Source organism: Steroidobacter sp. (assembly GCF_016790065.1).
In the GTDB taxonomy this organism is placed as follows: domain Bacteria; phylum Pseudomonadota; class Gammaproteobacteria; order Steroidobacterales; family Steroidobacteraceae; genus Steroidobacter.
The window spans coordinates 24,479-38,577 of record NZ_JAEUPY010000487.1; the positions used below are offsets into that span (position 1 = coordinate 24,479).

Sequence of the window (14,099 nt, forward strand, 5' to 3'; positions counted from 1 at the left end):
TCTACTTGGCATGCGCGACTGAAAATATTTCGGAGCGCAGGCTCTGGCATCAAACAAACAAATGGGGAAAGTTTCGTGGCCGTCATATTTTCTCGCCCTTGTATCACTGCAGCGGTGCTGGCCTTGTGCTCACCCGCGATCGTCGCTGCGCAGACCGGTGCTGCCGCCGAAGTTCAAACCGAGAGCTATCGGCTCGATATTCCAGCGCAGCCGCTCAGCGACGCGTTGCAGATGTTTGCGCGCCTGGCGCGCCAGCAGCTGTCGTTCGATGCCGCGAGGTTGGCAGGCAAGACCAGTCAGCCGCTCATCGGTGAATTCACAGCAGAGGCCGCCTTGCGGCGGCTGTTGGTAGGCACCGGCATCGCTTTTCGCAGAGGTTCCCAGGGCGTGTGGCTGGTGGGCCCAGCGCCACTGTCGAACGAAAGCGCACGCGACGTTGAAGAAATACTCGTCACCGGCTCTCGCCTGTCGCGCGCCGGTGTCGAAGGCCCGGTGCCGGTCAACATTTACACCCGCCGTGACATCGAGCGCAGCGGCCAAATGACGGTCGCCGATTTTCTGAGCACGCTGCCGGAGATTTCGCTCGCCAGTCCTGAAAACTCTTCCGCCACCTACTTCGGTGAAAGCACCGTGCGGCTACGCGGCTTGCCGGTGGGCACGACGTTGGTGCTGGTCAATGGTCGTCGCGTCACCGGCGGCAGCACCACCGCGGGCTTCGGCGGATATCTCGATCTGAACAACATTCCTTCGGGAGTGATCGAGCGCGTCGAGGTGGTGCCCGAAGGCTCGTCGGCCGTGTACGGTTCGGACGCGCTGGCGGGTGTGGTCAATATCATTCTTAAAAAAGAGATCGACGGCGTACAAAGTAATGTTCGTTACGGCCGGGCTTCCGGCATCGATGAGAAATCGGCGGACGTGGCTTGGGGCGCGAGTAGCGACCGCGGCGCAATCTCCCTAATCGGTAGCTACTACCAACGCAGCGATCTGGTCGGCACCGAGCGCAGCATCGTGTCGAGCAACGCGTACGGCACTCTGATCGATCGCTGTAATCCAGGCACGGTGTATTCGGTGGATGGTAGTAACCTGCCTGGCTTGAACTCGCCGACGGCGGCCATGACCGAGAGCGGTGACTTTGTTGCCGGAGCGGTCAATCGCTGCCGCTATACGAGCGAGCGCGCACTCATTCCCATCGCGCGGCGGGCCAGTGTCTTCGGCTTCGGCAGCTATCAGTTGACGCCGCAAGTCGAGCTGTTCGCAGAGTTCCTGTACACGCGACAGAATCAGGAATTCGGATTCACTCACTGGACGTTGAACAGGACGCGCGTGCCCGCCTCGAACGCGTTCAATCCGTTTGGCCAGGACGTGTTGGTGAGCTATCGCTTCAACTCGGCTGGCGCGCTCGCCGGTGTGGAGACTGACGTCGACTTCATGCGGCCGCTGATCGGCGCCCGCGGTACGTTCGGTAGCGACTGGAAATGGGAAGTCGCGGCGTGGCAGGCGGGGGAGAAAGTATTCGGAGATCAACGCGGCGGCGCGCTCAACGTAGCCAATCGTGCGGCGGCGCTGGCTTCGTCCGATCCGGCAACGGCATTGAACCTGTTCACCACCGGCGCTTCGGCTTCGGATGCACTGTTGCGATCGATCTTCACGGAATTCAACTTGCACACGTCCGATCGTAGCCGCATCGTCAATGGCTTCGTGCGCGGCACAGCGTTCGCGCTGCCGGCCGGCGATGTGAGCGTGGTGCTCGGCGCCGAGTACGTCCGCAACGATTTGAAGTGGCGTGAGACGGCGAGCTATTCCACCGACTCAGCCTACAACTTCACCTATGACCGCCAAGTGGCGTCGGTGTTCTCGGAGATTCACGTACCGATCATCGCGGGTGCCACAGCACAGTCTGGTGACCTGCTGGCTTTGAGCGGTGCGCTTCGTTACGACCACTACGATGATTTCGGCGGCCACACCACGCCGCAATTGGCGCTCGAATTTCGACCCTGGCAAAGCTTGCTGGTGAGAGCCGCGTACGCCGAAGCGTTCAAGGCGCCGAGCCTGATTTCGTTGTATTACCCGGTGTACACCGCCGACAACCAGTGCTGCGTGACCGATCCTCAGCGTGGCGGCGAGTCGGTGAGTTACATCTATAGTTACGGCGGCGCGCCCGGTTTGAAGCCTGAGAGCGGCGAGTCGTTGTCGGCCGGCCTGGTGTGGTCGCCCACGCAGATCGATGGATTGGAAACCTCGTTGAGCTGGTGGCAGATCAAGCAGTACGACCGCACCACCGTGCTGGATCCACAGACTATCGTCGACTACGAGGCGCTGTTTCCCGGCTACGTGACGCGTGATCCGGTTACGAGAGCAATCCAGGCAGTGTCGGTCGGCTTTGTGAATTTCGGCGAGTTGCAAGTTTCCGGGTTCGACTTCGATGTGAGCTATTCGCTATCGACCGCCGCGGGCACTTGGCAGCCCGGGTTGCGGGTGAGCCAGATGTATCAATACGACGCGGCCATCCTGCCGGGCTTGCCGATGACCGATCGACTGAGCAAGGCCGACGACGATGCCTGGGGACCGCGTTGGAAGGGCGTGCTGAGTCTGGGGTGGTCGCTCGGGGATTACTCGGTAAACGTGGCGGGGCGCTATTTGGGGGCGTATGCCGATTACCCGCTCGCTGGCGTGTCCAGGCGCGAGTTGGGCGATTTCTGGTTGTTCGATCTGTCGACCAAATATGACCTCGGTCGTGCGTTCGCCGCCAACAATCGCTATTTGCGGGATGCCTATCTGCAGCTGAGCGTGGTCAACGCGCTCGATTCGCTGCCTCGCTACTCGGATCATCGCTCGGGGTACATCGGTTACGACCCCGCGCAATACGACATCCGCGGTCGATTCGTCACCGCGCACTTCGGCGTGCAGTTCTGAGGTGCTCGCTATGAAGATTCAATGGTCGTTGGTTTGCGGTGTGCTTCTGACTGCGCTCACTCTCGATGCGGCGAGCGCTACATCGAGCCAGGGTTTGAGTGCGGAGCAGCCTCGCGTCAGTTCGGCTGACTTGGTCGAATTGCGCGCGCTCGGGGGCACGCTAGGCGTGTCGCCGAGTGGCAAGTCGGTGGCATTTCAGCTGCAGCAGGCGGACTTTGCTGCTCGCACCTATCGATCGAGCTGGCATGTCGTAGCCATCGCCGGGGGCCCACCGATTCGCGTCGGCGAGGGTGGCGACGTCATTTTGGATCGCAGCGATGAGGGCGCCCTGATGGGCGGGCGTGTCGCGCCTACCGTGCAATGGTCGCCGGATGAGCGATGGATTGCTTATCTGCGCAAGGATGCTGGCACTGTGCAGCTCTGGCGTAGCAGTGCCGATGGCGTAACTCAGCAACAACTGACGCACGGCTCGGCGGATGTCATGGAGTTCGAATGGTCCGCGAATGGTGAGTCGTTGTACTTCGAGACTGGCCGTGAGCACGAGGCGATGTTGGCGGCGGAGCAGGAGGAGGGGGATCGAGGCTACTTGCTCGACGATCGATTCATGCCGGATGCGAGTCGCAAGCCACTGTGGCCGATCTGCAAGCGTGAACAGGCTCCTGCGCAGAGCGGATCGAGGCAATGTAGCACCACGCTACGCGTGCTGGAGCTGGCGTCAGGGCAAGAACGCGGCGCCACTAGCGACGAGCAAGAAGGCTACTCGTTGCGCAAGCGGCCGGCGGCAGTTGCAGGACTCGACTCAACTCGGCAAGTGCAGAAAGTCATTCGCAACTTGGCCGGCTCGCGCAGCGCGTGGCTGGAGAATGAGAATCCTCGCGAGTTTCCTGGTCTGCATCCGCCGCTGACGCTCTATGTGGATGGCAAGCGATGCGACGCGCCCGCCTGTCACGGTCGGTTGAACGACGTGTGGTGGCGCGATGACCAGATCGTGTTCCGCCGTCGCGAAGGCCATGCCAATCGTTTCAGCGTCTTCTATGTGTGGGCACCGGATAAGCGTGGCGCACCTCGCCAGGTGTATCGCACTGAGGACCAACTCGATGCCTGCAAGTTGGCGCAAGGCCGACTGGTTTGTCTGTACGAGTCGCCCACGCTGCCGAACCGTCTCGTCAGCATCGACCTCGAGCGCGGCAAGCTGCGCACGGTGCTCGATCCCAATCCGGACTTCGCACGCTTCGACCTGGGCAAGGTCGAGCTGCTGGAATGGCACGACGCTTTCGGCAATCCGACGTTCGGACATCTGGTGCTGCCGCCGGACTACCAGCCCGGTCGCCGTTATCCCCTGGTGATCGTTCAGTACCGCTCGCGCGGCTTTCTCAACGGCGGCGTAGGCGATGAGTACCCCATCTATCCGCTGGCGGCTGCCGGCATGGCGGTGTTGAGTTTCGATTGCCCCACGGATGCGAATTTCAACATGCGCAATGACCCCAAGAACCTCGGGGCGTGGATCGAGGCATCGCTGCGCGACGGACATGAGCGACGCATGGATCTGAGTGCACTCGACATCGTCATCGACCAGCTCGATCAGCGCGGCATCATCGATCCGCGTCGGGTCGGTGTCACAGGGCTGAGTCATGGTGCGGACAATGTGGAGTTCATGCTGTTCAACTCCACACGCTTCGCCGCGGCGGCGGTCAGCGGTGCCTGGTCACGGCCGCAATATTTCTATCTGAATCCGAACACCTGGTACCGCAACGAGATGATCAAATATGCGCTCGGCGCCCAGAATGCAGAGCAGGTATCGGAACGCGGTCGGGTTGCTTCCATCGTGTACAACACCGACAAGGTCACCACGCCGTTGCTGATCCAGGCGCCGGACGCCGAGCTACTCGCGACGCTGCCAATTCACATTGCATTGCTGGATGCCGGCAAGCCGGTGGAGACCTATGTGTTCCCGGACGAGTACCACATCAAATGGCAACCTCAGCACAAGCGGGCGATCGCTGAGCGCAGTATCGATTGGTTCCGTTTCTGGCTGCTGAATAGCGAAGATGCCAGCCCCGACAAAGCGGAGCAGTACTCGCGCTGGCGCAAGCTGCGCGGGCCGGCCTGAGGAGCCGCTTACGCTGCAATCCCTGGACGACGCCTGGGCGGGCGATTGGGCATGTGGGCGGCGACGCCGGCTTCGGCGTCGATGCCCTGGGTGCAGTAGTGGGTGGGTGTGGTGCCGAAGGTCTGACGAAATCTGGCGGTGAAGGCGCTCGGGCTCAGGTAACCCACATCGAGCGCCACGGCGGTGACGGGTTGACCGACCGCCAGTCGTGACAAGGCTTCGAGCAGGCGGACTTGCTGACGCCAAGCGGCGAAGCTCATGCCGGTCTCGCGTCGGAACAGTCGCGTCAGGGTGCGTCGGCTCATGCCCGCGGCTCGTGCCCAATAGGCGAGTGTTTGATTCTGTGCCGGCTCTCGAAACAACGTGCGGCAAATGCGAGCCAGGCGAGGATCTGCGGGGATGGGAGCGGACAACGGGGCGACCGGCATCGCGCCGATCTCATCGAGGATCAGCGCCATGATGTGACCTTCGCGCCCGGCAAAATCATATTCCAACGGGATATCGACCGCGGCGTCGATCAGGGCACGCAGCAACACCGACACTTCGATGACACAACAGCTGCTGGGCAGGCGTGGGTTGGATTGGCAATCGATGTATAGCGTCCGGAGCGAAACATTCTGGGGACAACGCACTTCATGCGGAGTCATCGGCGGCAGCCAAACCGCACGCTCGGGCGGCACGACAAAGCCGCCAGCCGGAGTGAGCACGGACATCACGCCCTTGCTGGCATAGAGCAACTGGCCGCGAAGATGTTGATGCGTGGGTTCGACATGGCCCGCGGAATACTCTTCGGCTAGCGCAGCTAGCGGACGGGGAATGTCTTGGAGCTTGGCGGGGGTGCGCTTCGAAACCATGAATTTTGCAGGCGAAGACGGATCGACCCGTGACCGATGATCACGGTTATAGGCGCGCCCGGGTCGTAACGCAATCGGCGCCGACGATGAGGTCACGGGCTTGGCCGGGGCAGCAGGAAACTCAGGCCTTCCACCAAGCCATTGCGCCAATTCAGATAGCTGTGGTCGCCTTGGAACTCGTCGTAGCGCAACGGATTGCCTTTGGCGGTGAGCACGTCGCGAAACAGCCGATTCGGTGCCAGCATGGGCTCGCCTTCTGCGCTGCCGACTGCCAGGTAAAAGCGCAAGGGCAGTCGTGGGCGTGCCGCATACTGGTGCGGCAACCAGCCGCTGCCCTGAGCCGTCGAGTGTTCGCCGTCGGCTGATGGATGCCACCAATACGAACCCGACAGGGACAGCACGTTGCCGAATGTTTCTGGATGCAGGTAGCCAAGGTAAGCCGACGAAAGACCGCCGAGACTCGAGCCGGCAACCACGGTGAGTCGTGGGTCGCGTGTCACTCGATAATTTTTCCGTACGCGAGGTAGCAACTCATCGACCACAAACTTTGCGAACTGCGCGTTCGCCGCCAGTTCCTCACTGCGACGGGTGTTGTCGATGGCGCTCACTAACACGGCGACCAGCGGCGGCAATGTGCCGTCCGTAATCAAGTTGTCCAGAATCGTGGGCGTCGGTACTGAGAGCAGGTAGCCCTCGCGATCGAACAGCACCAGCAGCGGCAAGCGCTTGGAGCTTCGTGCGTAGCCGGGCGGTGTATACACGGACACGCGTCGGCGGTTGTTGAGGATGGCGCTGGTGATCTCGAAGGTGTCGACGGCACCGGCTGCGATCGAGGGATCGGGTTGCAGCCAAGCTTCGGCTGGCGCGGACGGACCTTCGAAGTACGAGGTCGGTGTGGGTGCGCCATCGAAATCGTCGACATAACGATGTTGGCTGCGAGGATCTGCAAACAGTTCGTACGTCAGTCCATTCGCCTGCATGCGCCAGACAGCCTGCGGGTCGTCATTGCGCCCGCGAGGCCAAGCCAAGTAGTACCGATATCGAGCGCGTGCGTCGACGAGTAAGCTGGTCTGCATCACATCGGTGCCCGGCAAGCGTTCGAAGGGCACGACTTGTCGGCTGCCGCCGGGAGCGAAGCTGGCGATCAGACCGACGTTGCTTTCGTTGTCCGTCTCGGTTTGTCGCCACAGGAAGGTTGTGCGCATCTGTTCCGGTTGTCCCGGCACTGACTCCAACAGCGGTGTGCCACGCTTTTCCACTGCGCTCCAGAGTGCCGCCACCGCTGCAGCTCGTGTCTCCGGCGTCGCTGAGCGGATGGCGGTAATTTCGGGCACTTCCGCGCTGTGCTCGGCTGTGGCGGAGCTGACCCAAGTCAGTAGCGCTACGAGCGCGAGGGCATGTGACGCGAATGTTTTCATCGAGATCACGCACGAGGTCCGGGGGAAGGGCGTTGCGAATGTGGCACAGCGCGCCGCACATCGGAAGCAAGTGCGCCTGCATTGGCCCTCTCGCGATACCGCCCGTGCCGGACAAGACAGGATGAGCCAAGAGGCGCTGGTAAGTTTTTATCTCGACACACCGCCGCGCGTCATTCGCGCAGGCAAGCGCCAAGAAGGGATTCGCAGGCAACGAATACAATTTGGGAGACTGCGACATGACGATGGCTGCTCGTTCTTTCTGGTCCGTCGGTGCGACCACGGTGTTGGCCTTTGCAGCGACCGCTACGCTGGCGCAAGGCGCTTCGGCGGGCGCTGACGCGGAGGAAGGAGACACACTCGAAGCCATTACTGTGCTCGCCAAACGTCATGCGATGACGCGGCCGGCGCAGGGTGCGAAACTCCCTGTGGCACTCATCGACTTGCCGCAGTCGGTCACCATCATCGATCGCGAACTGCTCAGCGATCAGAACGTCGTGCTGCTGCAGGATGCGTTACGCAATGCCGGCGGCGTGGTCCCGGGCGGCTACTTTCAGGGCTTCGATTTCTATCGTATCCGCGGTTTCGATTCGAGCGGCTTCACTTTCCTCGACGGCTTGCTCGCCGATCAGACCTTCTGGACCCAGGAAGAGCTGTTCGGCATGGAACAGGTCGAGGTGTTGAAAGGTCCGGTGTCGGGCCTGTTCGGTCAGTCGCCCGCCGGCGGTCTGGTCAACTTGGTGAGCAAGCGGCCCAAGCGCGATCAGTTTCTGCATCTCGAAGCTTCTACTGGCAGCGACGACTACATGGACATCGGCGTCGACGGTAACACGCAAATCGGCGAGCGAGTGGCGCTGCGAGTGAATGCTCTCTATCGCGAACACGGCAGCTTCGTGGACAACGTCGCTTTGGCCAAGCGTTATTTCCTCGCGCCTGCACTCACGTGGGATATCGGCGATGCCACGCATCTCACCTTGCTGGGTCAGTTCATCAGCGAAGACACCGGCATTGCGCAACCGCTGCCGGCCGAAGGCACGGTGCTGCCCAATCCCGCCGGCAACATTCCACGCACGCGCGCGATCGGCGAACCGACGTTTCGTGATGGCGCCGACATCGAGCGACGCCAGGCGGGCTGGGATTTCACTCACGACTTCAGCGACGCGCTGTCGTTTCGACAAATGGCACGTGCCAGCAGCATCGACGTCGACTTCCAGGCCATCTATCCGTGGTATGTCGATGAAGACCTGCGCACGTTGAATCGTTATGCACGCAAGCAAAAGGTCGAGGCGACGGCTTACGCAGTCGACAATCAGCTGATTGCCAAGGTGGCCACCGGCAGCGCACGGCACACCATGGTGGGTGGCATCGACTACTATCGATTCGACCAGCAACAAGGCTTCGCGTACTACAGCTTTTCCGGCCCGGGCCTGGCGCCCATCGATCTGTTCGATCCGCAATACGGCGAAGTGGTGCCGGATTTCTCGGTACGCCGGCTGATTCCGACCCGACTCAAACGCGTCGGTGCTTACTTTCAAGATCAGGTCGAGCTGACCGATCGTTTCTCGGTGCTGTTCGGCGGCCGCTACGACTGGACTGAAGACAACGATGCCAAGGACCGCAAGTTCACGCCGCGGGCCGGCGTCACCTTCAAGGTAGTGCCCGGCGCCAACGTGTTTGCCAGCTATGCGAAGTCGTTCCAGCCGCAGGGCGGCTATGTCACGGCCGCTGGCGACCCGCTGCCGCCCGAAACCGGCGAGCAATTCGAGATCGGCCTGAAGACCGAACTGTTCGGCGACCGACTGGCCGGCACCATTTCCGTGTATCAGCTGACGCGCCAGGACATCGCCACCGACGATCCGAACTCCGAAGAGTATGTGTTCATCACCACCGGCGAGCAGCGCAGCCGCGGCGTGGAGATCGACGGGGTGGTACGCATCACGCCGACGTGGGAAGTGATCGCCAACTACTCATACACCGACGCTGAAATCACTCGCGACAACGAGCTCGTGGTCGGCTCGCCGACGGTCAACATTCCAAAGAACGGCTTCAATATCTGGACCAAGTACGTCATCGCAGATGGCTTGCTGCGCGGTCTTGGATTCAGCGCCGGCGTGCGTCACTACAGCGCGCAGGCGGGCGATCTGAAGTACGTGGGGGCTGAAAGTGACGCCTTCGAGCTGCCGTCGTATACGGTCTGCGATGCCGGCGTATCCTACGATCGGGATCGGTACACGCTACGATTCAATGTCAGTAACCTGACCCAGGAAGACTATTTCCCCGCGTCCTACGGACGTACCTTTGTGATGCCCGGCGAGCCTCGGACCTATCGCTTCGGGGTGTCTTACGACTTCTAAACCTGCGCCCTGAAAAAATAGTTCATGCCGGATGACAGTAAACAGGCCGCTGAGCGTCTTACTGCGATGTCAGCCGGTTCCCGCCTGAATCCGCCGTCGCCGGAGTTGCCGCCTTTGCGGGGCGATACGCGTGTCAGCGACGTGGAACGCATTTTCCGGGAGCACAACGATTCGCTGGTCCGCTTCATCGCCGCGCGGCTGGGGTCGAAGCAGGAGGCGGCCGAAGTCGCTCAGGAGGCTTACGTCAGGCTGCTGAGCCTGGATCATGAGGAAGCCGTGAGCTACCTGCGCGCGTTCCTATTCAAGACCGCCGCTAATTTAGCAACAGACCGGTTGCGAGTCCGCTCCCGGCGCGGCTTCATGACAGCCTCGGTAGAAAAGGCGGTGTTCGAGCTGTCCCCGGAGCGGGAGCTGGAGGGCGAGCAGGCGGTCGAACGGTTGCGTCAGGCCATCGACGAGCTGCCGCAGAAATGTCGGGAAGCGTTCTTGCTGTACCGGCTCGAAGAGCTGAGTTGTGCCGATATTGCCGTACGCCTGGGGCTGCAGGAGCGAATGGTGTGGCGGTATATCGCACGCGCGCTCGAGTACATTCGTGTGCGGGTCAAAGGTGAGTCTGGGGAGCGGGCGCCATGAACGATCATGACGCCACTGAGCGCGACGCCGCCGAATGGTTCCTGGCGATTCAATCCGCACAGGATCCTGATCCCGAGACGTTGCAGGCTTGGTTGCGCTGGCTGGAGGCCAGCGAACAGAACCGACAGGCCTTCGAAGAGATCGCGCAGGTCTGGAACACTACGCCGTATGCGGTGATGGCCAAGCCCGCCACTGCGATCGCCGATGAAGACTACGACGCTTCCATTCCTATCGCCGAGTGGCTCGCCAACAGCCAAGTTGCAACTGCCGGCGCGGTAGTCTCAAGCAAACGCTTGTGGCTGCGTCCGTTGCTTGCAGTCGCTGCATCGCTTGCGTTCGTTGCCGTTGGATGGGTGTCGTACCGCGCGCTCGCTCCGATACAGCAAGGTGAGTTTGTCACTGGCACCGGCGAACAACGACAACTGAAGTTGGCCGATGGTTCGCATATCACGTTGGGCGCGCATTCGCGGCTGAGTGTCGATCTGACCGAAACTCGCCGCCAAGTACATCTTCAGGCCGGCGAAGCCTACTTCTCCGTCCACAAAGATCCGCGACGACCGTTCGTCGTGGAGGCGATGAAGAGCACGATTACTGCGGTTGGTACTGCTTTCAACGTCCGAGCAATCGAAGATCGACTGACCGTGACGGTGAGCGAAGGCAGAGTCAAAGTAGCGAATCTGCCAGAGCCTGCCATTGACGCGCCGGTGCCTGAGTCGATTGGCATGCTGGGGCGTGGTCAGCAGCTGACGTATACGCACGGGATCTCGCAAGGCGAGCTTGCGATCATCAAACCAGTGGACACCCACGATTCGGCGCGGTGGCGTGAAGGCTGGTTGATTTATCGCGACGAGCCGCTGAAGTATGTGATCGCCGATATCGCACGCTACACCGATCTCAACGTCGAAGTCACGGCCATCGCAGCCGAGGCACATTTCAGCGGCGCCGTTTCCAAGGATGGCATCGCAGAATGGGTGGCAGCGCTGCCCGACGTCATTGCCGTCTCGGTCACGCCCACCGAGGCAGGCTTCAGGATCAGCGAGCGTTAACGCATTTACCCAACGTACTTACGCAGTACAGTAAATGCGTCGTTCGACGTCTTACCCCGCGTATCTAACAACAATGACCGGGGAGCAATCGATGCGTAGCATCGTGAGTACGACGCTGAGAAGTTTGTTCATCGCTACAACCGTGTTGAGTGCGGCCGTAGCCACGGCGCCCATCGCGCTGGCCGCCAATCAACTCGATGAGAACGTGTCATTCCATATCCAGGCGCAGTCGCTGGAAAATGCGCTGTTCGAATTCTCGAAACAATCCGATTGCCAGATTCTGTTCTCCTCCGAGTCGCTGCTGGACAAACAGGCGCCCGCCATCTCCGGCAAGATGCAAATAAAACAAGCCCTCTCGCTGCTGCTCTCCGGTACGGAGCTGGGATTCAGGCTCGTCGGCAATCGCACGATCAGTGTCGGTGTGGGCGTAGGCGCGGACGCGAGTACTGACATGAGCGCCGGCAACGGCAAGATCCGTCTCGCGCAAGCTGAGGCCACACAGTCGACAGCACAGCGCCCATCCGAAGCGCCGGACAGAGGCATCGAAGAGGTAGTCGTCACTGGCTCGAACATTCGCATGAATGCGGCAGCAGACATGGGCGCGCTGCCGGTGCAAGTCATCTCGGCGCAGAAGTTCCAGCAAACGGCCGGCGAATCCATTGCCGATCTGTTGCGCAGTCAGCCCATCGTGTCGGGCTTCAACACCACGCCCGCCAACGATGAATACAACGGCGGCAATACTTCGATCAATCTGCGCGGTATCGGCGATCAGTACACGTTGGTGCTGGTCAATGGCCGGCGTTTCGGCGGCGAGGATGTGCCCGACATTGGAGCCATTCCCACCGAAGCCATCGAGAGTGTGGAGATCTTGAAGAACGGCGCGTCGGCCATCTTCGGCTCCGATGCAGTGGCCGGCGTGGTCAACATCAAACTGAAAAATAATATTCGGGGCTTGGAGTTCGTCAGTTCTTACGGCAACACCACCGATCACGATGCTTCGTTTCGTCGAGCCGGCATGCTGTTCGGCACCGAGCTCTCGGGCCTGCGTCTGAGCGGCAGCCTGTCCTGGCAAGATCGCAACGGCATCGAACGGCAAGATCGTGAAATTTCCGCGAGCCGCGATTTTCGTCGCTTCGGCGGCATCGATCGTCGTAGCCGGACTGCGTTGATTCCGAGTCGCATCAGGCTGCCGAACAACACGTTCCGCTCGATCGACGTGTCGCGGTTCGGTCCCGGACAAAGCAGTTTGAATCCGGCCGACTTCGTCACGCCGAGCGTCGACCAGGGTTGGTCTGGCAACGAGATCGGCACTTTCCCGCCGTATCAACGTCTCTCTGGGCATTGGCTGGCCGAATACGACATCGTCGATCAACGTCTGACGGTGTTCAGCGAGGGCTACTACGATCGTCGCGATCAGCGGTTCAAATACGTGGCGCCCCAGATCATCGTCGATGTGCCGGCCGCCAATGTTTACAACCCGTTCGGCCAGGACGTGAGCGTCTACTATCAGTTCGGCGGCAACGAACTGGCGCCGCTGTACTCCGACTACGACACCCGCAACTTGCAAGGCAGCTTCGGCGTGCGTGGCGATCTGGGCGAGTATCGTTACGAAGTCGCTTACACGCGCTATCGAAAGACCGTCGACTCCAAGAACTATAACGACGTGGTCTATGAGAGCGCGCAGGCAGCTGTCGAACGTCCCGGTGCCGATGCACTCAACGTTTTCGGTTATTGGGCGAACAGTGGCGCGCAACTCGCGGGCCTGACCGCCGTCAGTGGCTTGCACGTGGGCAATGAGGTGACGACGCTCGAGGGTAAGGTTTCGGGTCCGTTGTTCCGGCTGCCCACCGGCTCGGTCGATTTCGCCGCGGGCGCTGCGCATCGCAAGGTGGACTATTCCTATGTTCCCGACGAAACCTGGCGTACCGTCGAAACTTACTGGAGCGGCTTGAATACCGAGATCAAGCACGGTGAACGCGAGATCGACTCGGTGTATGCCGAGTTGCGCGTGCCGCTGCTGTCACCTTCGAGCACGGGACCGATCAACGCGCTGGAGCTTGGCGGAGCGGTGCGTTACGAAGAGTACAGCGATTTCGGCAACGCCACGGTAGGGCAGGTCAATACGCGGCTGGCCATGTTCGACGAATCGCTGATCTTGCGCGCCTCGTTCGCTGAAGCGTTCAAGGCACCGTCCGTCGACAATCTCACCGCGCCACAACTCACCAGCCAATTGAACGGACTCGTGGATCCGTTCTTCGGCGGCGTCGCGCCTATCTACGTTGTCGAAGGTGGTAACCCGGGGCTCAAGCCCGAGCAGGCCGATACTTATAACTTCGGCGTGGTGTACTCGCTGCGCTCGGCTGGTCTGACGTTGAAGGCCGACTACTGGCGCATCGACCTGACGGATCTGATCGATTTTCCCAGCGTGCAGAGCGTGCTGTTCGGTACGTCGCCCAACGGTTCACTGACGCGAGATCCGATCACCAACGTGGCGACGGTGGACTCGCGTATCGACAACGGCGGCGATCGGCGTGTTCGGGGTATCGACATCGGCACCTCGTACACGGTGCGAACCGACCATGCCGGACAGTTTGCGTTCGATCTGAACGCTACTCGTATCCTCGAGTTCAAAACCATCTTGGGCTCCGTGGTCGACGATCATCTCACCGGCACTAGCTTGGGCGTCGTGCCTAAGTGGCGCTCGGTGCTCGGTGCCTATTGGAACAAGGCGGGTTGGGAGACGGCATTTTTCCTGCACTACAGTGAAGGCGTGA

Annotated in this window: 8 protein-coding genes; 6 read left to right on the top strand and 2 right to left on the bottom strand. The window is 61.0% G+C overall.

Annotated features, from left to right (window positions below):
* Window positions 1–75: 75 nt before the first annotated feature.
* Together JNL55_RS20120 and JNL55_RS20125 are read left to right on the top strand one after the other, a co-directional pair.
* On the top strand, window positions 76–2,913 hold the full coding sequence (locus tag JNL55_RS20120; protein ID WP_293857852.1) for a TonB-dependent receptor: 2,838 nt from the start codon (window positions 76–78) through the stop codon (window positions 2,911–2,913).
* Between the two features lie 10 nt (window positions 2,914–2,923).
* Window positions 2,924–5,023: an Atxe2 family lasso peptide isopeptidase gene (locus tag JNL55_RS20125; RefSeq protein ID WP_293857855.1), complete on the top strand. Its 2,100-nt coding sequence runs from the start codon at window positions 2,924–2,926 to the stop codon at window positions 5,021–5,023.
* An 8-nt stretch (window positions 5,024–5,031) separates the two neighbouring features.
* On the opposite strand, the gene JNL55_RS20130 is transcribed toward JNL55_RS20125, so the two are convergent.
* Together JNL55_RS20130 and JNL55_RS20135 are read right to left on the bottom strand one after the other, a co-directional pair.
* Window positions 5,032–5,877 (bottom strand): AraC family transcriptional regulator, encoded by an 846-nt coding sequence (locus JNL55_RS20130; protein WP_293857858.1) that lies wholly within the window; start codon window positions 5,875–5,877, stop codon window positions 5,032–5,034.
* 92 nt (window positions 5,878–5,969) lie between these two features.
* On the bottom strand, window positions 5,970–7,295 hold the full coding sequence (locus JNL55_RS20135) for an alpha/beta hydrolase (RefSeq protein WP_293857861.1): 1,326 nt from the start codon (window positions 7,293–7,295) through the stop codon (window positions 5,970–5,972).
* Window positions 7,296–7,537: 242 nt separating this feature from the next.
* Here JNL55_RS20135 and JNL55_RS20140 point away from each other — a divergent pair, with 242 nt between their 5' ends.
* The 4 genes from JNL55_RS20140 to JNL55_RS20155 form a co-directional block, all read left to right on the top strand.
* The gene (locus tag JNL55_RS20140) at window positions 7,538–9,646 is read left to right on the top strand and encodes a TonB-dependent siderophore receptor (RefSeq protein WP_293857864.1); all 2,109 of its coding nucleotides are present in this window, start codon (window positions 7,538–7,540) and stop codon (window positions 9,644–9,646) included.
* Between the two features lie 66 nt (window positions 9,647–9,712).
* Window positions 9,713–10,279, top strand: coding sequence for an RNA polymerase sigma factor (locus JNL55_RS20145; RefSeq protein ID WP_293857867.1), 567 nt, complete (start codon window positions 9,713–9,715; stop codon window positions 10,277–10,279).
* Entirely contained in the window at window positions 10,276–11,325 is a 1,050-nt protein-coding gene (locus tag JNL55_RS20150; RefSeq protein ID WP_293857870.1) for a FecR family protein, read from the top strand. The genes JNL55_RS20145 and JNL55_RS20150 overlap by 4 nt, the downstream gene beginning before the upstream one ends.
* Before the next feature lie 91 nt (window positions 11,326–11,416).
* Window positions 11,417–14,099, top strand: a 2,683-nt coding sequence (locus JNL55_RS20155) for a TonB-dependent receptor (protein WP_293857873.1), incomplete at its 3' end; no start/stop codon positions are given.